22 protein-coding genes, 3 pseudogenes and 1 riboswitch are annotated in these 21,223 nt (G+C 57.3%); of the genes and pseudogenes, 9 read left to right on the top strand and 16 right to left on the bottom strand.

Annotation, left to right across the window (positions count from 1 at the left end):
• Positions 1 to 10: 10 nt before the first annotated feature.
• From RSAL33209_RS01220 to RSAL33209_RS01210, 3 genes are read right to left on the bottom strand one after another with little or no spacing between them, the layout of a single operon-like run.
• The gene (locus RSAL33209_RS01220) at positions 11 to 565 is read right to left on the bottom strand and encodes a hypothetical protein (RefSeq protein ID WP_012243755.1); all 555 of its coding nucleotides are present in this window, start codon (positions 563 to 565) and stop codon (positions 11 to 13) included.
• A 12-nt stretch (positions 566 to 577) separates the two neighbouring features.
• Complete coding sequence (locus tag RSAL33209_RS01215; protein WP_012243754.1) at positions 578 to 1,189, bottom strand: hypothetical protein; 612 nt, start codon at positions 1,187 to 1,189, stop codon at positions 578 to 580.
• Positions 1,186 to 1,446 carry a hypothetical protein gene (locus RSAL33209_RS01210; RefSeq protein WP_114597553.1) on the bottom strand — a complete coding sequence of 87 codons (261 nt, stop codon included), beginning with the start codon at positions 1,444 to 1,446 and terminating at the stop codon, positions 1,186 to 1,188. Before RSAL33209_RS01210 ends, RSAL33209_RS01215 begins: the two co-directional genes overlap by 4 nt.
• Before the next feature lie 126 nt (positions 1,447 to 1,572).
• Between RSAL33209_RS01210 and RSAL33209_RS15770 the strand changes: the two genes are divergently transcribed.
• Genes RSAL33209_RS15770 through RSAL33209_RS01200 form a run of 3 tightly spaced genes read left to right on the top strand, consistent with a single transcriptional unit; the run spans position 1,573 to position 3,432 of the window.
• Complete coding sequence (locus RSAL33209_RS15770; RefSeq protein WP_158539280.1) at positions 1,573 to 2,772, top strand: sensor histidine kinase; 1,200 nt, start codon at positions 1,573 to 1,575, stop codon at positions 2,770 to 2,772.
• Positions 2,769 to 2,969, top strand: coding sequence for a response regulator (locus RSAL33209_RS19470; RefSeq protein WP_012243751.1), 201 nt, complete (start codon positions 2,769 to 2,771; stop codon positions 2,967 to 2,969). The genes RSAL33209_RS15770 and RSAL33209_RS19470 overlap by 4 nt, the downstream gene beginning before the upstream one ends.
• Entirely contained in the window at positions 2,956 to 3,432 is a 477-nt protein-coding gene (locus RSAL33209_RS01200) for a LuxR C-terminal-related transcriptional regulator (protein WP_012243750.1), read from the top strand. The genes RSAL33209_RS19470 and RSAL33209_RS01200 overlap by 14 nt, the downstream gene beginning before the upstream one ends.
• On the opposite strand, the gene RSAL33209_RS01195 is transcribed toward RSAL33209_RS01200, so the two are convergent.
• Entirely contained in the window at positions 3,429 to 3,689 is a 261-nt protein-coding gene (locus RSAL33209_RS01195) for a helix-turn-helix domain-containing protein (protein WP_012243749.1), read from the bottom strand. The two genes, RSAL33209_RS01200 and RSAL33209_RS01195, sit on opposite strands and share 4 nt — an antisense overlap.
• 66 nt (positions 3,690 to 3,755) lie before the next feature.
• Here RSAL33209_RS01195 and map point away from each other — a divergent pair, with 66 nt between their 5' ends.
• Complete coding sequence (gene map / locus RSAL33209_RS01190) at positions 3,756 to 4,526, top strand: type I methionyl aminopeptidase (RefSeq protein WP_041684280.1); 771 nt, start codon at positions 3,756 to 3,758, stop codon at positions 4,524 to 4,526.
• A 13-nt stretch (positions 4,527 to 4,539) separates the two neighbouring features.
• On the opposite strand, the pseudogene RSAL33209_RS18435 reads toward map, so the two are convergent.
• The 8 genes and pseudogenes from RSAL33209_RS18435 to RSAL33209_RS01145 form a co-directional block, all read right to left on the bottom strand.
• A pseudogene (locus RSAL33209_RS18435) lies at positions 4,540 to 5,157 on the bottom strand (DUF4166 domain-containing protein).
• A gap of 60 nt (positions 5,158 to 5,217) precedes the next feature.
• Positions 5,218 to 5,577, bottom strand: coding sequence for a VOC family protein (locus tag RSAL33209_RS01175; RefSeq protein WP_012243745.1), 360 nt, complete (start codon positions 5,575 to 5,577; stop codon positions 5,218 to 5,220).
• 1 nt (position 5,578) lies between these two features.
• Positions 5,579 to 5,929: a VOC family protein gene (locus RSAL33209_RS01170; protein ID WP_041684279.1), complete on the bottom strand. Its 351-nt coding sequence runs from the start codon at positions 5,927 to 5,929 to the stop codon at positions 5,579 to 5,581.
• Positions 5,930 to 6,026: 97 nt separating this feature from the next.
• Positions 6,027 to 6,869: an ABC transporter permease gene (locus RSAL33209_RS01165; RefSeq protein ID WP_041684278.1), complete on the bottom strand. Its 843-nt coding sequence runs from the start codon at positions 6,867 to 6,869 to the stop codon at positions 6,027 to 6,029.
• Positions 6,870 to 6,954: 85 nt separating this feature from the next.
• Positions 6,955 to 7,740, bottom strand: coding sequence for an ABC transporter permease (locus RSAL33209_RS01160; RefSeq protein WP_012243742.1), 786 nt, complete (start codon positions 7,738 to 7,740; stop codon positions 6,955 to 6,957).
• On the bottom strand, positions 7,733 to 8,719 hold the full coding sequence (locus RSAL33209_RS01155; RefSeq protein WP_012243741.1) for an ABC transporter ATP-binding protein: 987 nt from the start codon (positions 8,717 to 8,719) through the stop codon (positions 7,733 to 7,735). Before RSAL33209_RS01155 ends, RSAL33209_RS01160 begins: the two co-directional genes overlap by 8 nt.
• Before the next feature lie 95 nt (positions 8,720 to 8,814).
• Positions 8,815 to 11,297 (bottom strand): annotated as a pseudogene (locus RSAL33209_RS01150) (MMPL family transporter).
• Positions 11,298 to 11,328: 31 nt separating this feature from the next.
• A complete protein-coding gene (locus tag RSAL33209_RS01145; protein ID WP_012243738.1) occupies positions 11,329 to 11,997 on the bottom strand; it encodes a TetR family transcriptional regulator in 669 nt (222 codons plus the stop codon).
• Between the two features lie 192 nt (positions 11,998 to 12,189).
• On the opposite strand from RSAL33209_RS01145, the gene RSAL33209_RS01140 reads away from it, so the two are divergent.
• Positions 12,190 to 12,990 (top strand): isocitrate lyase/PEP mutase family protein, encoded by an 801-nt coding sequence (locus RSAL33209_RS01140; protein ID WP_012243737.1) that lies wholly within the window; start codon positions 12,190 to 12,192, stop codon positions 12,988 to 12,990.
• Positions 12,991 to 13,061: 71 nt separating this feature from the next.
• Here the strand turns inward: RSAL33209_RS01140 and RSAL33209_RS01135 are convergent, their stop codons facing one another.
• From RSAL33209_RS01135 to RSAL33209_RS01125, 3 genes are all read right to left on the bottom strand, one after another.
• Positions 13,062 to 13,946: a bifunctional methylenetetrahydrofolate dehydrogenase/methenyltetrahydrofolate cyclohydrolase gene (locus RSAL33209_RS01135; protein ID WP_012243736.1), complete on the bottom strand. Its 885-nt coding sequence runs from the start codon at positions 13,944 to 13,946 to the stop codon at positions 13,062 to 13,064.
• A gap of 2 nt (positions 13,947 to 13,948) precedes the next feature.
• Positions 13,949 to 15,241: a serine hydroxymethyltransferase gene (gene glyA / locus RSAL33209_RS01130; RefSeq protein WP_012243735.1), complete on the bottom strand. Its 1,293-nt coding sequence runs from the start codon at positions 15,239 to 15,241 to the stop codon at positions 13,949 to 13,951.
• A gap of 81 nt (positions 15,242 to 15,322) precedes the next feature.
• Positions 15,323 to 15,435: riboswitch (ZMP/ZTP riboswitch) on the bottom strand.
• A 71-nt stretch (positions 15,436 to 15,506) separates the two neighbouring features.
• Positions 15,507 to 16,049: a GNAT family N-acetyltransferase gene (locus tag RSAL33209_RS01125; RefSeq protein ID WP_012243734.1), complete on the bottom strand. Its 543-nt coding sequence runs from the start codon at positions 16,047 to 16,049 to the stop codon at positions 15,507 to 15,509.
• Between the two features lie 52 nt (positions 16,050 to 16,101).
• Here RSAL33209_RS01125 and RSAL33209_RS01120 point away from each other — a divergent pair, with 52 nt between their 5' ends.
• The gene (locus RSAL33209_RS01120) at positions 16,102 to 17,229 is read left to right on the top strand and encodes an NAD(P)-binding domain-containing protein (RefSeq protein WP_041684276.1); all 1,128 of its coding nucleotides are present in this window, start codon (positions 16,102 to 16,104) and stop codon (positions 17,227 to 17,229) included.
• A 4-nt stretch (positions 17,230 to 17,233) separates the two neighbouring features.
• Positions 17,234 to 18,110 (top strand): annotated as a pseudogene (gene purU, locus RSAL33209_RS01115) (formyltetrahydrofolate deformylase).
• 116 nt (positions 18,111 to 18,226) lie between these two features.
• On the opposite strand, the gene RSAL33209_RS15765 reads toward purU, so the two are convergent.
• On the bottom strand, positions 18,227 to 19,099 hold the full coding sequence (locus tag RSAL33209_RS15765) for a hypothetical protein (protein ID WP_145962027.1): 873 nt from the start codon (positions 19,097 to 19,099) through the stop codon (positions 18,227 to 18,229).
• A gap of 214 nt (positions 19,100 to 19,313) precedes the next feature.
• Between RSAL33209_RS15765 and RSAL33209_RS01105 the strand changes: the two genes are divergently transcribed.
• Both RSAL33209_RS01105 and RSAL33209_RS01100 read left to right on the top strand, forming a co-directional pair.
• Positions 19,314 to 19,832 (top strand): gamma carbonic anhydrase family protein, encoded by a 519-nt coding sequence (locus RSAL33209_RS01105; protein ID WP_012243730.1) that lies wholly within the window; start codon positions 19,314 to 19,316, stop codon positions 19,830 to 19,832.
• A 172-nt stretch (positions 19,833 to 20,004) separates the two neighbouring features.
• On the top strand, positions 20,005 to 21,219 hold the full coding sequence (locus RSAL33209_RS01100; protein WP_041684944.1) for an ROK family transcriptional regulator: 1,215 nt from the start codon (positions 20,005 to 20,007) through the stop codon (positions 21,217 to 21,219).
• The last annotated feature ends 4 nt before the right edge of the window (positions 21,220 to 21,223 follow it).

Here is a 21,223-nt window from a genome sequence, read left to right as displayed (position 1 = left end):
TCAATAGTTCTTAGAGCATGACGCCAGTGACTGGCTCTTCCGGCCCGTCCTCGCGCTTGCTGCCCTGCCCGCCACTGATCATGTCCCGCCCGTTGTGCGCAGTGATTTCGATCGTCTCCAAGGCGCGTTCGATCTTTTCTTTACGCTGCGCACCGGTCTCAGCATCATTGGACAAAGCCAAGACTTTTTGAATTTCACGCGCCTGAACCTGAATGATTTTGAAGCTGTGGTCCAGTTTCATATCCCGGGCACCGTCCGACGGTGCGCTTTCGGCGACTAGGCGGGTGCCGGCGTCGTCTGTGGAAGTTTGCTTCTGCATACTGGAAGTCGCTCTACGGACTTGCTCCGCACCAAAGCGTGCCGCCTTATAGACGCCCACGTACACCAAAGTTGCCAAGATCAGCCACGCCAGCGCAATGACCGCAATGACCCAACCGAGCACTGTGTTGTTATTGGCGGCCATCACTAAGGCAACCAAGAAAACTACGGCCAAGATGATTGGCCCGACGGCGGCCCAGCGGCCGGGACGTTTACCAGGTGTCTGCTGAGATCCCAAGGAGAACATGTCTCCATTCTCTCAAAGAAGCCGTGCTGATGAGCCCGCTTCCGCGCCGGGCGAAACCGAAGCTGGCTTAGGCTCGGGTTTTGGCTTGATCATCGGTCCGAAGAGGAACCACAAGCCAACGATGAACCAGATTCGGCCAATCGACCACCAGAGCAATTGCTGCGCTTCGGCGTCAGCAAAGAACACAATGAGCGCTAGTGACACCGCTGAGGCGATCGTGGCGGCCAGCACCACCCGATACCACTCCTGCCACAACGCTTGCTGTTTAGCTTTGCCATATTTTGGTTTGGGCGTTGGCTCAGGCCCGCCCGCAAATCGGTGCGCGAATCGAACATCGACGTACCGGACAAGCGCGGGTCCAAAAGCAACGCTGAAGCCCAGATAATAGGCGGCGGCAGTATGCACCCAGCTGAGTTGGGCGCCATGTGCCATATCGATCGCTACCGCGATCAAGAGCACCACATCGAGCAACGGGATGGCGGCTAACATGACCGTGCTGGTGCGTTTTAGTCGCAAGAGATACCGCAGCGCTAAGCCGAGGAAAAGCACCACCCAGAGGCCAATTTCGCAGCCGATAATGACCGCGACGATCGGGTTTTGCCTGACGAAGTCGAAAGCATTCATTTTTCTTCGACCTCCTTTTGGGCTGTCGCTTTTTGCCCTGCTGCGCGACTGCCGAGTGACACGATCGTGTCCACGAGCCAAACGATGGTCCAAATCCGAGAAGTGTTGGCCGTCCACAATTGGCCATCGATCGAGCTAAAGACCGAGCTAGCTGGTTGACGCCCGGAAAGGACCTCCCAGGGCCAGGAGAACCCGAGCAAGATGAAGACGACCTGAGCCAGTATGAAAACCGCGGCGTGAATGAGCCAATGTTTCATATCTCTAGATTTCCGGTACCGGCGCTGAAGCACATCCGCCAGCTGCAGGAGGAGCCCGTCATACCTTCGGAGGACACTGGTGGGCTTTCGCTTGTCCAGGACCTCAGCAGACGGGAGAATCAGAAGATGATACGAGGGCTGCGTGGAACTTTGGCTGGCATTCCTCGGCAGGATTTCGGTATGGCGCTGTTTTACTTGGTACTCGCCGTTGTGCTTCAAATGAGTGGCCTGCATTTGTTTGGCGTTGGTGATATTGATGTCTTTCCAGCCGTTCAACTCTGGCCACTTTTGTTGTTGTTGGACTGCTGTGGCATCGCGCTGCGTAGCACCAAGATCGTCTCGATGATTGTCATCAGCTTGGCCTGTGCAGTCCTACTCGCCTTGGACGGCGCCGGGATCGTGGCATTGTTCTTAGTTTTCGAGGTGATATTCGCCGGAACTCGCTACGCCGGGCCGACTTTGAGCAGACTCACCCAAATTTTCGCTATATCGCTGAGCGTCCTCTCGGTTGCCGCGGCCGCTGTGATTGGCAATGCTTGGCAGTCCGCGCTAGCTGCCGGGCTTCAAGCCGTCGTGGTATTTCTGACGCCAATGTGGTGGGCAGCTAACGTGCGGAAACAACAACAGATCGCAGAAGTTGAGCAACAGAGAGCTCAACAAGCGGAGCGCATGGTGCAACAAGAGCGGGACCTTGCCCGGCTTGATTTACAGCTTTCAGTCAGTCGCGAGCGAGCGAAGATGGCAAGAGACCTGCACGATGTCATTGCCGGAAGGCTGTCCGCGATCGCCTTACAAAGCGAAGCTGCCATCAGAACCAGCGATCCGGAAGTCCGGCTCACTGTATTGCGAACTTCACGCGAGACTTCGCTCAAAGCTCTGGCCGATATGCGGCAGATGATCGACGTTTTGCACGCTGGTGACGAACTCGATGCACCAACCAACGCTGGTGGCATGGACCTAGATTCTGAACTTCAAGCGTTAGCAGTGGCGAGCACCTCCGCTGGCAACCCGGCGCAATTAGACCTCCGAATCAGCCAAGAATTAGCGGCCGCGACCGCAAGCACGCTCTATCGGATTAGCCAGGAGGCGCTCACTCATGCCGGAAAACATGCTCCTGGCCAACCTGTGCTGCTCAGCCTCTACTCGAAGAATGACGGCATCTTGCTGACGGTTGACAACCCGGTAACTCACACCGAATCCATCGCGGCAGAGCCAAGGGGATACGGTCTGAAAAACATAGCGGTTCGAGCAAATGAGCTAGGCGGATCATTTTCCGCCGGTGCCGAGTTAGGCAATTGGCACCTCGTGGCTAGGTTGCCACGGTGAACCGCACTATTTCGGTGCTTTCGGTGCTACTCGCTGATGACCATGCCGCGATTCGGCAGGGACTTCGGATGATTCTTACTCAAGACCGCGCGATCGACGTGGTCGGTGAGGCCGAAGATGGATCCAGTGCCGTACAAATGAGTCAGACGCTACGCCCGGACGTGGTGCTTATGGATATTCAGGATGCCCGGTGTTGATGGCATCGCCGCCACCCGGCAGATTGCCACGGCGGGCACATCTAGAGTCCTAATTTTGACGACCTTTGACTTGGACGAGTATGTGTTGGGCGGCCTCCGAGCTGGCGCAGCCGGGTTCCTGCTCAAATCGGCCTCCGCCGAGGAGATCGTGCAGGCAATTATCACCGTGGCAACAGGTGGCTCGGTACTAGCGCCGGAAGTGACCAAGACTGTGATTGAGCAGATGCTCTCGGCATCCAGCCGGGCGGAAATCCGCACGCCGCCAGGACTCGCGGAACTTACCGCTCGCGAGCTTGAGGTGCTGCGCGCCGTCGGCGCTGGTTGGACCAATCAGCAAATCGCCAACCGACTCGGTATTGCCGAGACCACCGTGAAAACACACGTTTCGCGAATATTCAACAAACTGGATTTAGTTTCGCGAGTACAAGCCGCGATATTCTGCGTAGAACACCAGCTCGACTAGCGCAATGCGCCTTCTAGCTGGTTGATCTCGGCCCACACCATATCGAGTGAAAGCCCCAAGACATTAGCCAGAGCCGCAATGGTGGGAAAGGCCGGCGTCGCTATCCGTCCAGTCTCGATTTTTCGAAGCGTCTCCGGTGAGACTCCAGCATTGAGAGCGACCTCTAACATTGAGCGCGCTCCCTTGGCCCGCCGCAATAGCGCGCCAAGCCGTTCGCCGCGTTCGACTTCTTCGGATGTGAGCGGCAATCTGACCATAGCGCCAATTATAGTACCGGGATAATATTGCCGGTATAGTTATTGGTTCCGCAGGAAAGGTGCCCAATGATTGAAATCCTCAACCCCCGCGAAGTTATCCGAGCAAAAGCGACCGGCAAGCTAGTGGCCAATATTTTGCATACGCTCAAGGGACGCAGCACAGTCGGCACGAACTTGCTTGAGATCGACCGCTGGGCAAAGGAGATGATCCTGGATGCTGGCGCGATCTCCTGCTACGTCGACTATGCACCATCTTTCGGTCGCGGACCATTTGGGCATTACATTTGCACGGCGGTCAACGATGCTGTTTTGCACGGCTTGCCCTACGACTATTCGCTTGCCGACGGCGATTTGCTGACGCTTGACCTTGCCGTGGTCCTGAATGGCATCGCGGCAGACTCGGCGATCAGCTTTGTTGTGGGCAAAACGCAGCCGGCAGAAAGCATCGCCATGATCGATGCAACCGAGCGCGCGTTAGCCGCCGGGATAGCTGCCGCCGGCCCGGGCGCTCGAATTGGCGACCTCTCTTACGCCATCGGTTCGGTGCTCACCGAGGCTGGGTACCCCATCAACATCCAGTTCGGCGGGCACGGCATTGGCTCAACAATGCATCAAGACCCGCACATTTCGAACTCCGGACGACCCGGTCGCGGTTATAAATTGCGCCCTGGGCTATTGCTCGCACTGGAACCCTGGGTGATGGCCAATACCGCTGAGCTGGTGACTGACGACGACGGCTGGACCCTCCGGAGCGCCACCGGCTGCCGGACGGCGCACAGTGAACACACCATTGCGATTACCGACGACGGCGCTGAAATCCTGACGTTGCCCAGCTGAGCTTGAGCCGCCTTTAGAAGGATTCGCGCCAATAACTGAACTCGCCGTCGTACTCATACAAGAGGCCTAACTGCGGTTGGCTCAGCCGCATCCTTACGTGCTGTTTGCCAGTTCCCGGCTCAAATCGCTCGGTAATCCGCACCAACGGCGCGATAGCTTTCGGCACTGGCAGCCAACCACCAGGAACGCGAAATCGAATCCGCTCACTGCTCAACTGCATCGCACCCTGGGCAGCCTCGGCCCGCAGCGAGGCAGCAAGCCAGCCGTGTTTCCCTAAGTGGTCAACAAGAGAGCCATCCCGTTCAGCCGTGATGACGTCCACCATTTACCGTACGCCACTGGCGAACCTGAATTTTCTAGTAGCGAAAATTGCCGTCCGGCCATGGCTGTCAACACTCGGCCGGTTGACCACCTCGAAGACGACATCTTGCTGCCACACCGGAAAGACAATTCCCTCTTTGCTAAGCAACCACAAAATAGGCCAAAGCCAACGCCGCGGCGTACCTACACGGCGAAAAACGCCGACACCTTTGCCGATCATGCCCTCGGGAGCACTATCGAAGTAATCCCGGAGTCCTTCATCTAGCTTGGCCACCACCTCAGGTGCTGCCAGAGTCCACACCGATGCCATCTTTTGACCTTAGACCAAATATCACGGCATTTTTGAACGAGATTTTTGAACGAACTGGGCTTAACCCTGATCGACTAAGCAAAGTGGATGCCCCGCCGGGTCAAGGTAGACCCGGTAAATCCGGTGGTCGCAGTCGATAAGCTTTGCGCCCAGGGCCAACACTTTAGCCTCCGCTTCAGCCAGATCTGCAACAAAGATATCCAGATGAGCTTGCTGTCCATTGATTGCAGCTGGCCAATTCGGCGGCACGTGTCGCTCCACGCGCTGAAATGCCAAATGCGGATAGCTACCCTTCATGCCGAGCTCAACCCATTCCGGATCATCCGCATAGATAGGCAATCCCGTCAGCTCACGGTAGAAATTGGCCAGCGCTTGAGGGTCTTCGCAATCCAAAGCGCTGAGATTCCACTGCCCGATCATTTCAATCGACCAAACAAAATGGATGTCCCGCCGGGTCAAGGTAGACCCGGAAACCGGTATCGAACCCGCCCACGCGTTGCGCACCAAGAGCCAAGACTTTCGGCTCTGCCTCGACGAGATCAGCCACCTCGAACTCAAGGTGCATCTGTTGTCCGTTCACCGCTTCGGGCCAGTTTGGCGGAACATGATTCTCCACTTTTTGGAAACAGATTTTCATGCCGTTCTGATGACCAATCGCCGCCCAATCATCGTCATCGCGAATAATCGGTAGGCCAGTTATCTCGGCATAAAAAACCGCCAGACCGTGTGAATCTTCAGTATCTATCGACACGTTGTCCCATTGAGCAATCATGAATCCAGCTTGCCTTAGCGCACGACGTCGGCAGAGTCCATTGCGGACAGCTACTGTCCGCATCATCTCAGCAAGCGGCAGTTAGTTGAGGAACCAGTTACTTGAGGAACAGTTTGCGCAGCCTGGTGGTGGTCAAGATTAGTCCCAAAATAATCATCACGAGGTAGTAGGTGATATGGCCAAGCGTGCCCCAACCAATCACGCCAGCACCGAGCTCGCGGAGTAATTCCACTCCATGCCATAGCGGCATGGCTTGAATAAGCCACTGAACCGGCTGCGGATAAACCGATAAGGGATAAAACGTCGCCGAGAATAAAAACATTGGCAGCAGGACAAAGTTAATCCAGTCCATACCTTGGAAACTCTTGATAAAGCTCGTAATACCCATGCCGAAACTAGCAAAGCCGAAAGCAATAAATACCGAAGCCGGCACCATAAGCAGTGCCAGCGGCGAGGTGACCAAGCCCATTTCCGCCATCACGAGAGTGAAGCCGGTGGCATAGACAAAGCCGCGTAAGAGAGCCAAGAAAATTTCTCCCAGCGCCACATCCAACGGTCCCAGCGAGGTGTACAGCATGCCTTGGTACAGCTTGGCGAAATTCATCTTAAAGAAAACGTTCCAGGTGGAATCGTAGACCGCGCCGTTCATTGCCGAGGTCGCCAAGAGTGCGGGCGCAATATAGGCCGCATAACTGATCGGCTGCCCGGCCGGGCCAGTTACGGTGCCCACGAGCGAGCCCAAACCAACACCCATCGAAAGCAAGAACAGCACTGGCTCAACGAAGCCAGAGAGCATTACCAGCCAGTTGGTGCTTCGCGTAGCCAATAGACCGCGAGCAATAACTGCCCTCGCATTGCCTGAGTACAAGGAGCCTAGGGCGCCCTTGCGACCGGCCACCCGAGCCGCAGCCAACTTAGTAGTCTCCGAAACTGTGCTCATGATTCCAACCTCTTGGCGAAAACTCGCTGTGCCAATACCCAACCCAGCCTGGCCAAAATCAGCAAATAAGCAAGGTGCACGATAGTCAACCAGGCCGGCTCTGAGTAGCCAAAACTAAGCGCCCGACCAAGCTCAGTCGCGTGCCACAGCGGCGAAACCCAGCCAATCCACTGCAAGAACCAAGGCAACTGAGTGAGCGGGAAAAGGTGCCAGAAAACAAGAACAACGGCGTGATAATAAACCGCTGTACCATTGCGAACTGGCCTGAGTCGGTCTTGAGTGTTGCGACCCAAGCCATCAACGGTAGGCCAAAACTCATCGATGCCAGCGTCGCGGTCAGCACTGAAAACCAGCCCCAAGGACTCGGCGCCGCTTGGAACAGCACCACAATCAGGTAGTAGACCGCTGTGGGTAAAAGAATCCGGATAAAGGTCGAAACAATATGACCCTTCGCAATCTGTTCCGGCACCAGTGGTGAGGCATGCGGACCGTAGTAAGTGCGCCGCCATCGGAACCCAGCCATGACCGGGAACATGAAGTCGCCGGCGGCGGAAATCAGTGCCGTGGAAGCAACCAAAGCTGGCGCAATAAAGGTCTGGTAACTCACCCCGGAAAACTGACTGTTAGTACTTGAGTTGACCAACGACGCCAGGCCAATGCCCATGGCGAACAAATAAGCCAGCGGCGAGCCAATTGAATAGGCGGCAATCGAAAGTCGCCAGTTCCGCATCTGCCGGAACATATGCTCGGCCATGTACCAGGAGCCGTATCGTTCACCCCGGGCCGCAGATTCTTCTGGCGTCAGCGGAACAGGCAAAGCGGTCCGGCTTTTTGATGTCACGGGAGGTTCGGAAAACTGGGGCTCAGTCAATGAGGCTCCTCCCCGTCAAGCGTAAAAAGACGTCTTCAAGCGAGGAACGCCGAATCAGCGATGTGAGCGGGTGCAGGCCACGGGCAGCGATTGCCTCCATCACCTTTTCGCCGTCGTTGGCATAGATCAGTACTCGATCCGGCAGCGTTTCAATCCGCTCGCCCACTCCGGCAAGTTCGTTGGCAACGGTCGCATTGCGCTCGGAGCCAAAGCGAAGTTCAACCACCTCACGCGTCGAATACTCCCGAATCAAGGACGCCGGTGAACCCTCAGCCATGATGGCACCCTTGTCCACCAGAATCAGTCGGTCGCACAGTTGTTCGGCTTCGTCCATGTAGTGCGTGGTTAGGATCAACGTAGTGCCGGACTCTTTGAGTCTAAATAGCCGGTCCCACAAGATGTGTCTTGCCTGCGGGTCTAGGCCCGTCGTCGGCTCATCGAGCAACAAAATCTTGGGATCGTTGATGAGCGAACGCGCAATCGTCAGCCGTCGCTTCATGCCGCCAGAAAGGTCATCGACCTTTGCCGAAGCCTTTTCCGTGAGCTGCGCGAATTCAAGCAACTCATCGGCTTTTGGCTTCAAATAGCTCAACGGCAATCCGAAATAGCGACCATAAACAATCAAATTGTCGCGGACCTTAAGCTCTTCATCGAGGTTGTCTTGCTGCGGCACCACGCCTAGATGCACCCTAACCTGTGGGCCATGCATTTCCGGGTCCAAGCCCATGATGGTCGGCTCACCAGAGGTCCGCTGCGAGACGCCACCGATCATCCGCATTGTGGTTGATTTTCCAGCACCGTTGGGGCCAAGCAGCCCAAAAGACTCCCCCGGAGCAACGTCAAAGGAAATGCCGTTGACGGCGGTGAAGTCTCCGTAGGTCTTTGTCAGGGCATGGGCAGAAACCACCGCATTTGCGTTGGGGGTTTGAATCGAAACAGGTGTGAGTTCCTCGTTGAGCACCTGAACAGAGTAGTACATATATTCGATGATGTTAATAGCAAACGCTGTACCACTTTTGGTCGCTATGAGTGCTTCATAGCGACCAACAGTGGTGCAGCGTTTGGGAAAAGTGGCTACACCTTCGCGTCGGCGAGGTCCTCATCTCGCGGATCAGCCGTGGCTGTTTCGGCAGACTCGTGGAGGGCGGTAACTTTCGCGCCTTCTACATCGACGTCGGGCAGAATCTTGTTGAGCCACTTCGGCAACCACCAAGCTGATTTGCCAAGCAAATGCATCGCGGCCGGCACAATCGTCATCCGCACCACGAAAGCATCAATCAGCACGCCGAAGGCGAGCGCAAAGCCCATCGGTCGAATCATGGTCAGGTGCGAGAAGATGAATCCGGCGAAGACGCTGGTCATAATGATTGCCGCGGCCACTACTACCTTGGCTGCGTGGCCAAAGCCGGTGCGAACGGCTTGCTTAGCGTTTTCACCGTGTGCAAAGGCCTCACGCATGCCAGAGGTAATGAAGACCTGATAGTCCATGGCCAGGCCAAAGAGTACCCCGATCACGATGATCGGTAAGAAGGACAGCACCGCAGCTGGATGAGGTACATCGAACACTGAACCCAACCAGCCCCATTGGTAAACCGCCACCACGCCGCCGAAGCTTGCCGCCAGCGAGAGTAGGAAGCCGCCAGTTGCTAGCAACGGCACCACAATCGAGCGAAACACCGATAACAGCAGGATCAGTGAAAGGCCGACGACGACGGCCAAGTACAGCGGCAGCGCGCCACCTAGTTTTGCCGAAACGTCAACGTTGGCGGCCGTTTGACCGGTTAGACCAACCTGCACGCCAGTGCTGGCCTTAATATCCTTACCAGCTTCACGCAGATCGTGAACCACCTGGACGGTGCTGGCGCTAGCTGGGCCATCCTTCGGAATTACCTGGAAGACCGCGGTTCGCTTATCATTGCTGAGCGCAACAGGCACTGCCGCAGCGACATTTTGCACGGAACGGAGTTTGTCCGCCACGTTATATTGCGCCTGCTGAACCTGCGCGTCGGTCAGCCCGGAAGGCAACTCGCCCACCACCACAATCGGGCCATTCATACCAGCACCGAAGTTTTTCTCAATTGCCTGGTACGACTTGAAAGCGCTCGAATCTACCGGTTCGGAGCCGCCGTCGGGTAACGCCAAGCGGAGACTTGCTGCGGGTAAAGCCACCACAATAAGCGCCAAGACACTGGCCGCCAGGGTAACGATGGGGTGCCGGGTGACGAATCCGCCCCAGCCAGAACCTTTAGCACTGTGTGATTTGGCCTCCGACTTAGCATCGGCTTCCCCCGGATGTGCGGCGTTTTTGCGCCAAGCCCGCCGGGAGACGATCCGCCGGCCCAGGAGGGACAGAATTGCTGGCGTCAGCGTCAAAGCGATGAGTAGCGCGAAGGCAACTGTTGCTGCTGCCGCCAACCCGAGCACCCCGAGGAAAGGCAGCCCGGAGATCGTCAGCGCGGCAAGCGCAATCACTACGGTTAGGCCAGCGAAAAGTACCGCTTTGCCGCTAGTTCCAGTGGCTCGGGCGATGGATTCGCGCATTTCCATGCCAGCCAAGATTTGTTGCCGGTGCCGATTGACGATGAAGAGCGAATAATCGATGCCTACCGCCAGGCCGAGCATCAGCGCAAGCATTGGCGAGATCGAACTCATTTCGATCACGCCGGTCAGCGCAAAGGTACCGCCAACACCAACGCCGATCACCGCCATAATCAGCGGCAGGCCGGCGGCAATCAACGTACCCAGCATCACCAGCAGCACAATAAAGGCGATCACGACGCCGATAATCTCCGCCGGGCCGAACAGTTCCGACACATCTTCAGTAATTTCCTTGCTGAAGTAAATTTGAACGCCGGTGGACTTAGCCGCGTTAACAATGCTCTGCACATCTTTCCGGTCGCTGGGTTCCAGGCTGTACAGCGAGACTTTGAACTGAACCTGGGCAACAGCTGCTTTGCCATTTTCAGAGACAAAGCGCAGGCCCTGCGAAGATGCTGCCTGAAGTTTTGCCGCAGCGATCTTAGCTTCGCCAGCTGCCGCATCGGCTTCAGCAGCATCAATTTGGGCCTTGAGTGCTTGATATTGAGTCTCAAGCGCTGCGGGCTTCTGTGGAATTGCCTCCAACTGGGCCAGCTGAGCCTTGCCCGCGGCCAATTGTGGCGCGCCGTCGTCGAGCTTTTTCTGACCCTCGGCAATCTGGGCGGTCGCGCCGTCCAACTTAGCTTGAGTCTCGAACGGGCTCACTGCACTTTGTACGTAGCTCTTGGTGGCCAAGTTTTTTAGCGCGTCGCTGATCGCGGTTTTCTGTGCGTCGTTGAAGCCGTTATCTGATTCAAAAACAATGCCAGCGCTACCGCCAGCAGAAGACGGAAAATCGGTTTTCAACTTGTCCAGCATCCGCTGTGTCTCGGTACCAGGAATCTGGAAGTATTAGACATCTGGCCGTGGAATGCCGCCGCAGCGCCGCCTGCACCCAGCAAAACTACCAGCCACACCGCGACCACCGCCCAGCGGTGCTTTGCGGAGAATTTTCCGAGTCGATAGAGCAGCAGTGCCATGAGGTTTTCCGTTTCTCAGATGGTGTTAACGTCAGTTGTGCGGTTGCGGTTCGGGGCGGGCGAAGCCCTCGCCCAGGTGTTTGATGGCCTGAATGATCAAGGTCCGAAGTTCCCGAAGTGATGTTTCGTCGATCGTGGCGCCATGCCGGGCAAACCAAACTTCCATTGCAGCTTTACCGCAGGAAATTACCGAGCCAACAAGGGCTCGAACATAGAGCTCGTCGGTATCCGCGCCAAACCTTGGCTTGGCGGCGTCAATGATCTTATCCGTACAGTCATTCCAGATTTCAAGCTGAAGACGCCCGACGACGTCGTGCTGGCCAGTCAGGCTATAAACTTCAGCGATCGTCGCCAAGTGCATCGGATCGGCGAGCGCGATGAGCGCATTTTGCGCCGCGTCCAGAATGGGTTCATCGAGTGGACGTTCGCGGAACTTCTCGATTGCTAGGTCCAAAAACGATTCGGTACTCGACACGATGGCCGCTTCTGCCGAAGGGAAATAGTTGAAGAAGGTCCTTCGTGAAATGCCAGCGGCATCGGCAACATTTTCTACCGTAAATCCACCCAGACCTTTTGCCCGTAAAAGGTCAACAGCTGCCTGCGCGATCGCTTCGCGAGTAGCCGTTTTGTTTTTCTCACGGCGGTTCTGCTCCTGCTGAACAGGGACTTCCTGGATTGGTGCTTCGAGAATTTCACTCACACAAATACACTAAGTGCAAGTTGGCTGAGTCTGTTCTACGGCACCTCTCTACTTTCGCCGTTTCCCCGTTCCTTCCGTCGAGTGTCGACTTGTGGCGGCTTTTGACCACTAAAAGCAGCCACGAGTCGACACTCGACGGAAGGTGTCCGCAATTGCGTTGTGTTGCCGTCGCGAATCTGACTGAATTGAGTCATGAGCCAAGAACTTACCCATGCCTTCCGTTCTCTCCACGACGATCTGCTGATTTTGCCCAATGCCTGGGACGCAGCCTCTACACGACTTATGGTCCGCGCAGGAGCTCAGGCCGTGGCGACGAGCAGTTCTGCGGTGTCCTGGTCCCACGGCTACCCGGATGGCAATAATCTGCCGTTTGAACTAGCCCTGGCCACGATCGCTCGCATCGTCCACACGGTTGATGTGCCAGTGAGCGCGGACATCGAGTCCGGATACACAACCGAAGATGATCAGCTTGCTCAGAACGTTCGCGCCGTGATCGATGCTGGCGCAGCCGGAGTCAATTTTGAAGATTCCACTCAATCCGGGCTCTTGGAACTGGCGGAAGCAGCCCGGCGGAGCGGCGTCGTACGTGCGGCTGCCGAGGCGTCCGGCGTCGAGCTTTTCATCAACGCACGCACAGATATTTTCCTCACCGGCAACCCGCCCGCGGACGGCGTCGAACAAGTGATTGCGCGCGGGCAGGCATTTCTTGACGCTGGCGCGAGCGGATTATTTGTTCCTGGTCTGCACGATCTGACAAAACTAGCTGAGATTACCGCAGCAATTGATGCCCCGGTCAATGTGCTTGCCGGCCCGGGCGCCCCCAGCGTGGCCGAGTTCAAAGCTGCCGGCGTGCGTCGAGTTTCGGTGGGCAACGATATTGCAGGCATTGCCTACGCAACTGCCGAAAATGCGGCTAAACGAATCCTAGAAACTGGCGAATTCGACTCGCTAGAAGGTGCTGCCGAATACGGACAGATGCAACAGCTCTTTTAACTTCGTCGAGTGTCGATTTGTGGTCGGTTAATAAGGTTTTTAATCGACCACAAGTCGACACTCGACGCAGGTTATCTGCTGGAGACCGCTTCGGCGGCCTGCACTACATTGCTCATCAGAAGCGCCCTGGTCATGGGACCTACGCCACCTGGATTTGGTGAGATCCAGCTGGCGACGTCGGCCACGTCCGGCGCAACGTCGCCAAGCAGCTTCGACTTACCCGTGACCTCGTCACGCTCGCGCGAGACACCGACGTCGAGCACAACAACGCCCGGCTTCAGATTCTCAGCCTTGATCATATGAGCCACCCCCACCGCTGAGATCACGACGTCGGCCTGCCGCAAGTGCGCAGCCAAATCCACGGTCCCGGTGTGTGTCAAGGTCACCGTTGCGTTGATTTCGCGCCGAGTGAGCAACAGCCCCAGCGCGCGGCCCACCGTGATGCCACGGCCGACGACGACGACGTGCTTGCCAGCCAGCTCGATGCCGTTGCGCAGCATCAGTTGGATCGCACCGACCGGCGTGCACGGCAGCGGTGAAGTAATGACTCCATTGACATTGAGCACCAAGCGACCAAGGTTTACCGGGTGCAAGCCATCCGCATCCTTGTCTGGGTCAATCCGCTCCAAAACCGCTTGTTCATCGAGGTGCTTCGGCAGCGGGATTTGCACCAGAATACCGTGCACGCCAGGATTCGCGTTGAGCTCATCAATAACCGCATCCAGCTCGTCTTGGCTCGTCTCGGCGGGCAAATGCCGCTCAAACGACGCGAGTCCCAAGGCATTAGCGTCCTGATGTTTCATCCGGACATAGGACTGGCTGGGCGCATCGTCGCCCACCAAAACCGTGGCCAGACCAGGAGTGATTCCGCGTGCCACCAGCGCCGCGATTCGCTCAACTAGCTCGGATTTGACCTCGGCAGCCGCTTTTTTACCGTCTAAAATTTGCGCAGTCATGCTCAGCCTCCAATTCCGGGGTACAACGGGAATGCTTCGGCCAGCTTGTCCACGCGAGCGCGCAGCGCCTCAACATTAGCGGACGCGCCAGCCTTCAAGGCTGCCGCGATGATCTCGGCAACTTCGGTGAACTCAGCGGCCCCGAAGCCACGAGTTGCTAGCGCCGGGGTGCCGATCCGCAGGCCTGAGGTAACCATCGGCGGACGAGGATCGAACGGCACCGCGTTGCGATTCACCGTAATTCCCACACTGTGCAGAAGATCTTCGGCCTGCTGACCGTCGAGTTCGGAGTTGCGCAGGTCCACCAGAACCAAGTGCACATCGGTGCCGCCAGTAAGCACCGAAACGCCAGCATCGGCGACGTCGGCTTGGTTGAGCCGGTCGGCCAGAATCTTGGCCCCTTTGAGGACCCGTTCCTGCCGTTCGCGGAATTCGGCTCCGGCCGCAACCTTGAAAGCCACGGCTTTCGCCGCGATCACATGCATCAACGGTCCACCTTGCTGACCCGGGAAAACCGCCGAGTTGAGCTTCTTAGCCCATTCTTGTTTAGCCAAAATCACACCGGACCGAGGACCGGCTAGCGTCTTGTGCACCGTAGAGGTGACGACGTCGGAGTACGGCACCGGGGACGGGTGCAGGCCAGCTGCAACCAAGCCGGCAAAGTGCGCCATATCAGTCCAAAGCAGTGCGCCCACTTCATCCGCAATGGAGCGGAACGCTTCGAAATCGAGGTGTCGTGGATACGCTGACCAACCAGCGATGATCACCTGCGGTTTTTCCGCTTTGGCTTGCTCGCGCAGCTTGTCCATATCGACACGAAAGGTGTCTTCTTCAACCTGGTAAGCAGCGACTTGGTAAAGCCTGCCGGAGAAGTTCAGCTTCATCCCGTGCGTAAGGTGGCCACCGTGCGCCAATGACAGGCCAAGGATCTTGTCGCCAGGATTAATCATTGCGGCGAGCGCCGCAGCGTTCGCTTGCGCACCGGAGTGTGGCTGAACGTTGGCGTATTCGGCGCCGAAAAGGTTTTTGACCCGCTCAATGGCGAGGCTTTCCGCGACGTCAACGTATTCGCAGCCGCCATAGTAGCGGCGACCGGGGTAGCCTTCAGCGTATTTGTTGGTCAGCACTGAGCCCTGCGCTTCAAGAACTGCAAGCGGCGCAAAGTTTTCAGAGGCGATCATTTCCAGCGTATTACGCTGGCGGCCTAGCTCGTCTTGCAGAACTTGGGCAATTTCGGGGTCAAGTTCAGCGAGCGATTGATTACTGATGGACGTGGTGGAAGCGTCTACGGACATGTGCGACTCCTGGCAAGGATTGACGGACGGTTCAAGGTCAGGCTACCGGTTGATGTCAGCTATGACACCTCCGTGAACATGACCCCGGTCCCAGGCGTTCGATCCATGGTCTGCACTCTGCCGAACGCCGTCAAATAGGCGTCCAACGCCGCTCCCCGGTGGTTGACCACCTTACGCCAGTCGCGACCTAGTCAGCTTAGCTCAACACCGTCTTCGGCACGCAACTATGACGGGCACGCCCTGCCCACTCAATTAGTCGGCCCAGTTAGTCCGCCCAGTCGAAGCGGGCTACCACGCCGGTCTCGAAATCGCTGCGCAGAATTCCGTAGCCCACTGAGGCAAGATACTCTCCATCAGCTGTTGGCCAGCCTTGGCGATAGTGTGCCTCTTTGAGGAACCCTGCCTTAATGAACGTTTTTCGCATTGCGAAATTATCTTCGCGAGTTTGGCCCTCGAACCTGCGTAGGTTAGGAAAGCGGCTGAAAACCAGTTCAGTAAATGCCCGCAACACTGGTTCAGCTAGCCCTTGGCCTCGGTACTCCTCCGCAAGGCGAAGATCAAACACTGGACAGCCGCCGTCGTCGATGTCTTCGAGATCCTCCAAGGCCAAATACCCGATCCGTTGAGGCGTCTCAATCCAAAACACTTCTCGGTCGCCATTGCGGTAGTAACCTTCAGCGATCCGTTGCCGAACAGTCGCTTCGGTCAAAACAGCCGAGCTATGGAACGGCCAACTATTCTCGGTCAAAAAGGCGACCAAGTCCTCGGCTGCGGCAGCTAGGTCAATGGGCTCAAAGCGGATCTGCATCCAGCTAGGCTAACCCGGGAATTCCCAGTCAGTGCCGACCGTTGGAGTAAACATGTACCAAGTCATTGTGATCGGCGCCGGACAGGCAGGGTTTTCGGCCGCTTTCCACCTTAAACGCAGGGGCCTGCGTCCCGGAGTCGACTTCCTGGTACTCGATGCAAATTCCGGTCCGGGCGGTGCCTGGCGGCACCGCTGGCCCTCGCTAACCCTTAGTGCCGCGCATGGAATTCACGACCTACCAGATTTTCCACTCGGAGCCCCAGACACTTCCAGACCCGCGTCCGAGGTCGTCTCCGAGTATTACGGCGCCTTTGAGGCCGCAAACGAGCTTCAAGTTCGCCGGCCAACTCGAGTCACCGCGATCAGATCAGAAGCTGGCCAGGACCGTCCGTTAATCGTCGAAACCGACGTGGGTAGCTTCGAATCCGCGATCGTTATCACCGGCACCGGCACCTGGGATAAACCCTATTGGCCCTACTACCCGGGCACCGATGATTTCAAAGGCCAACAGCTACACACTCATGACTTCCACGCCGCCGAAGACTTCACTGGCCTGCGCGTCCTAGTAGTGGGAGCGGGGACCTCAGCGGCACAGTTTCTGCTGCAATTGGCCGACGCCGGCGCAAAGACTTTTTGGTCAACTCGTCGCCCGCCAGAATTCCGCTGCTTAGACAAGAACCCGGACTGGGGCCGCGACGTCGAGCGCGCTGTGAACGAACGGACCAGCGCGGGCTTGCCACCGATCAGCGTGGTGGGCGTGACCGGCTTGCCGATGACCAAGATGTACCAGGACGGCATCGACGCCGGGGTGCTAGTTTCTCGCGGCCCGCTTTCGCAGCTGACCGAGAATTCGGCTGTCTTTTCGGACGGAACTTCGGAGCCGATTGATGTGGTGCTCTGGGCCACCGGGTTCCGCGCCTCGCTCGATCATTTGGCGCCCTTGAAACTCCGCGAGCCAGGCGGTGGAATCACGATGGACGGCGTCAAAGTGACCAAGGTACCGAGACTGCTTCTCGTTGGCTACGGGGCCTCTGCCTCAACTTTAGGCGCTACCCGAGCCGGGCGGGCCGCCGCCTTGGCTGCAATCCGGCTACTCAAGGAACCGGCAACTCGTAGCGAATCCGCAAGCGTCAAAAACGAAACCGAAGTCAAAGATCCGCGAGATCAACCAGTAGCCTGAGGAGATGACTGACGCCTCGCGCTACGCACTCACGCTGTCCTGTGCTGATCAACCCGGTATTGTGCACGCAATCAGCGGGGCCTTGGTGGCCGCCGGTGGCAATATCACCGAATCACAGCAGTACGGGAGTACCACTGAAGCTGCCGCCCGAGGTGAGTCTGGCGGTAGGTTTTTCATGCGCGTGGAGGCGACGACGTCGTCCTCTTTTGCCGAGTTGAAGGCCAGCCTCAGCCCGGTGGCTGAAAGATTCGATATGGCTTGGGAATTGCATCGAGTGGGCGCTCCCGTCCGAACGTTAATTTTGGCTTCGAAAGACGCACATTGCCTCAATGAGCTGCTGTTTCAACAGCGCTCGGGGCAACTGCCCATCGAGGTGCCTGCGATTGTCTCCAATCATGCCGACCTGGCTGAAATGGCGGCGTTTCATGGCGTGCCCTTCCATCACTTGCCGGTCACTGCCGAGAACAAGCCCGAAGCGGAACGCGCGCTGATAGATTTGGTTGCTGAACACGATGTGGAACTCGTGGTGCTGGCCCGCGTACATGCAGATCCTCTCCGATGGGCTGTGCCGGGAACTAGCTGGCCGGGCGATCAACATTCACCACTCGTTCCTGCCCTCTTTCAAGGGTGCCCGGCCGTATGCCCAAGCTCATGCGCGCGGCGTCAAGTTGATTGGCGCCACGGCGCACTATGTGACCGCAGATCTGGACGAGGGACCAATCATCGAACAAGAAGTAATCAGGGTTGACCACGCCCATACCCCAGAGCGGCTGGCTCGAATGGGCCGGGCGGTTGAAGCCCGCACGCTAGCCCAGGCCGTGCAATGGCATACCGAACATCGAGTGTTGTTGGATGGCACCAGAACTGTTGTCTTCGCCTAGCAGCTTTGACCGCATGCTCATTAGCCCTCCGTTCTGGGATGCATTTTCGGCAGAGGGATGCCGTTCCGACTAGTTTGTTCGGCATCCCTCTGCCGAAAATGCATCCCAGAACGGAGTTATAGTGGGCGCAGCCCTGCGCGAAGCAGATGATCGCGGAGCGCTCCCGGTGAGACGGCGGTGTCCCACATCCACCGAGTCACTGACCAGCCAGCTTTGCGTAACCTTTCCTCTCGGTGCTTTTCAGCTTGAATCACATCAGCGCTGCTCTGGCCCTTCAAATAGATTTCATTGCGATATTTGCTCATGCCATCGAATTCGCCAATCAAGCCAAACTCCCGCCAAGCAAAATCGCTAAACCCAATCAAGCCGTGCTGGTCCTCATGTCTGGTTTGTAACTGCGGCGCGGGAAAGCCCGCCAAGTAGATATTGACTCGACTGATCGATTCTGCCGCCGACCCCGCTCTGGGGTCAGCAAAATCAAGCACTCGTCGAACCCGCCGGATCGCACTTTCGGTGACAAGTCGCATGGCTACGGCATCTACATCAGCCTTGGTTACTAGGCGAGGCCTGTCCTCGCCCGACAACTGCTGCGGGTTCAGCACGCGATCCATCGCGGCAACTCCCCACGCCATGGGCAAATTCAAAGCGAGTTCGACGGCGGTCTGCAACTTTCCGGTGACGGCGAGCCCATCGAGGAACCAGTTCCCTGGCTCTATCGGGTCACCGCGACTGCGGTGGCCACTGTCCGCCGGCACGTTGACGCTGACTCGACCAGGTAGCTCACCAACTGGGATTCCCCACAAAACAGCCGCGGATTCCTGGCTAAATACCGGGCGCTTCCGGTGCGCCGCAGAATCTATCGAATGCATTTTGAGCAGATGCTGCTCCTCGGGGCTGCTGTTAAGCCAATCGCTTTTGTCGACGTATCGCGCTCGACGAATTCTTACCAAACGACCCGAACTCGCCTGAGATTTCAGCTTCCGTGCCAAATTTTCATCCAGGGGATCATCATCTGGTCTCAAGATCATCGGCCGGTTTTTTTGCACCATCTGTTCACTTTGCGACAGCAGCGCCGCGAGCAAAAGAGGCAACCGTAGCTCTGTGGATAACTTCGGTTGCATTTTCGGCTTTGGGTTAGTCGAGTAACGCGTTGGAACGGCATCCCTATGCCGAAAATGCATCCGAGGGCGATACGCTGAGCCCATGAGTCCTGTATATGAATTTGCTGGCAGCGTGCCGCAGATCGCTGACGACGTATTCATCGCTCCCAGTGCAAGCATCATTGGTCAAGTGACGATTGGCACCGCATCGAGCGCCTTCTACGGAGCCGTAGTCCGCGGTGACTCCAGCCAAATCAGCATCGGCGCGGGTACCAATTTGCAGGACAACGTTGTGGTGCACGCAGATCCAGGATTCCCCGCCATTATTGGCGACGGCGTGAGCGTGGGGCACGGCGCCGTGGTGCACGGTTGCTCGGTCGGCGATGATTCGCTCATTGGTATGGGCGCCACCATCATGAATGGGGCAACTATTGGCGCTGGCTCGCTCATCGCTGGCGGTGCCGTAGTGCTTGAAGGTACTGAGATTCCGCCGCGCTCACTGGTGGCCGGCGTGCCAGCCAAAGTTCGCCGCGAAATCAGCGACGAGGAGCTTGAGGGCATTCGGAGCAATGCTGCGCACTACCGCGAGCTAGCTCAGGCGCACCGCGAACTTCATGCTTAGAGCTTTGGACTAATACTCAACAACCTCGCCGCGACATTAGGCATCCGTGTGGCCAAAAGTTTGCCTCCAGGCAGCAATTTTGGAAAAAACTTTCATGAAAGCGCCCGCAAACTTTGTTTCCGCTATGCGTTCAATTCTTGACTTCAACGGCAAAGTGATGCACTCTACCTATATGTCTGCCGATCCACGCTCGACGAAGAGCCTCCCCCGGAACCCGGGATCACAGTCGGCCTTGCGTCAGTCGAACCAGCAACGGATCGTCGAAACACTCTTGAACGCGGGCCCACTCACCCAAGCCGAACTCTCCCGGCATACCGGGTTATCAACGGCCACCGTTTCAAACCTGGTTAAAATCATGTCCGACGGCGGCCTGGTCTCCACTGCGCCAACCACCAGTTCTGGCCGACGTGCCACCTCAGTGCGGCTAAATTCCAATGGCGCGGTCGCGGTCGGAATCGACGTCGGCAGAACCCACGTCCGAGTCGCCATTGCGAGCTTGGGCTACCGCGTGATCGCCGAACGATCGATCAAATTGCCACTGGGGCACCTCGCCGTCGAGGGCGTCAAGGCAGCCGCAGATTTGCTTCAAGGTCTACTCCACGACGCGGGGCTACCCGCCAGCGCTGTCGTGGGAGCCGGCGTCGGAATTCCAGGTCCAATCGACAGTCGTACCGGCACAGTAATTCAGGGAGCAATCCTGCCGGAATGGGTGGGCATCAACATCCTCGAAATGCTCGAAGATGCTCTCAAAGTGCCTGTTTACGTCGACAATTACGCCAATCTTGGCGCACTAGCTCAGGTCACGTGGGGCGTACACAGCGCCGTTGAAGATCTAGTTTTCGTCAAAATCGGCAGCGGAATCGGTGCGGGTTTAATTCTTGGTGGATCTCCGTATTACGGCAATATTGGCGTCACCGGGGAAATCGGTCACGCGACCATTTCTGAACAAGGATTGATCTGCCGCTGCGGCAATCGAGGCTGCTTAGAGACGGTCGCTTCCACCGCGATCATGATCGAGCTTCTCTCTCGTGGCGCCCCGGCGCCCATCACCACCGAAGACATCATCCGACTGGCGCGCGAAAAGGACTCTGCAACACTTCGAGTGATCGACGACGCCGGTCAAGCAGTTGGCCGGGCAATCGCCAATGTTGCGAACCTGCTGAACCCCGAGGTCATCGTGGTGGGTGGTTCGCTTGCCGAACTTGGCGAGGTACTGCTTGAGCCGATTCGTCGGGGCCTCATCCGGCACGCAGTGCCGGTAGTTGGTGAGACGACCCACTTGGTGATGTCGTCAATGGGCAACCGAGCCGAGGCTCTAGGCGGCGCGGCACTAGTTTTCCAGCACCAAGGAATTGGTGCCACGGTGAGCTCAGGAATAGCGGTTTAGCAAC

The organism is Renibacterium salmoninarum ATCC 33209, from assembly GCF_000018885.1.
Classification (GTDB): Bacteria; Actinomycetota; Actinomycetes; order Actinomycetales; family Micrococcaceae; genus Renibacterium; species Renibacterium salmoninarum.
The sequence above is the reverse complement of the archived record's forward strand: the minus strand, read 5'-3'. Positions and strand labels throughout refer to the sequence as shown.

Coding starts and splice junctions, on each gene's coding strand:
- RSAL33209_RS01220 (WP_012243755.1), bottom strand. CDS start 565: ATGTTCTCCTTGGGATCTCAGCAGACACCTGGTAAACGTCCCGGCCGC.
- RSAL33209_RS01215 (WP_012243754.1), bottom strand. CDS start 1,189: ATGAATGCTTTCGACTTCGTCAGGCAAAACCCGATCGTCGCGGTCATT.
- RSAL33209_RS01210 (WP_114597553.1), bottom strand. CDS start 1,446: ATGAAACATTGGCTCATTCACGCCGCGGTTTTCATACTGGCTCAGGTC.
- RSAL33209_RS15770 (WP_158539280.1), top strand. CDS start 1,573: ATGATACGAGGGCTGCGTGGAACTTTGGCTGGCATTCCTCGGCAGGAT.
- RSAL33209_RS01200 (WP_012243750.1), top strand. CDS start 2,956: ATGCCCGGTGTTGATGGCATCGCCGCCACCCGGCAGATTGCCACGGCG.
- RSAL33209_RS01195 (WP_012243749.1), bottom strand. CDS start 3,689: ATGGTCAGATTGCCGCTCACATCCGAAGAAGTCGAACGCGGCGAACGG.
- map (WP_041684280.1), top strand. CDS start 3,756: ATGATTGAAATCCTCAACCCCCGCGAAGTTATCCGAGCAAAAGCGACC.
- RSAL33209_RS01175 (WP_012243745.1), bottom strand. CDS start 5,577: ATGATCGGGCAGTGGAATCTCAGCGCTTTGGATTGCGAAGACCCTCAA.
- RSAL33209_RS01170 (WP_041684279.1), bottom strand. CDS start 5,929: ATGATTGCTCAATGGGACAACGTGTCGATAGATACTGAAGATTCACAC.
- RSAL33209_RS01165 (WP_041684278.1), bottom strand. CDS start 6,869: ATGAGCACAGTTTCGGAGACTACTAAGTTGGCTGCGGCTCGGGTGGCC.
- RSAL33209_RS01155 (WP_012243741.1), bottom strand. CDS start 8,719: ATGTACTACTCTGTTCAGGTGCTCAACGAGGAACTCACACCTGTTTCG.
- RSAL33209_RS01140 (WP_012243737.1), top strand. CDS start 12,190: ATGAGCCAAGAACTTACCCATGCCTTCCGTTCTCTCCACGACGATCTG.
- RSAL33209_RS01135 (WP_012243736.1), bottom strand. CDS start 13,946: ATGACTGCGCAAATTTTAGACGGTAAAAAAGCGGCTGCCGAGGTCAAA.
- glyA (WP_012243735.1), bottom strand. CDS start 15,241: ATGTCCGTAGACGCTTCCACCACGTCCATCAGTAATCAATCGCTCGCT.
- RSAL33209_RS01125 (WP_012243734.1), bottom strand. CDS start 16,049: ATGCAGATCCGCTTTGAGCCCATTGACCTAGCTGCCGCAGCCGAGGAC.
- RSAL33209_RS01120 (WP_041684276.1), top strand. CDS start 16,102: ATGTACCAAGTCATTGTGATCGGCGCCGGACAGGCAGGGTTTTCGGCC.
- RSAL33209_RS01105 (WP_012243730.1), top strand. CDS start 19,314: ATGAGTCCTGTATATGAATTTGCTGGCAGCGTGCCGCAGATCGCTGAC.
- RSAL33209_RS01100 (WP_041684944.1), top strand. CDS start 20,005: ATGTCTGCCGATCCACGCTCGACGAAGAGCCTCCCCCGGAACCCGGGA.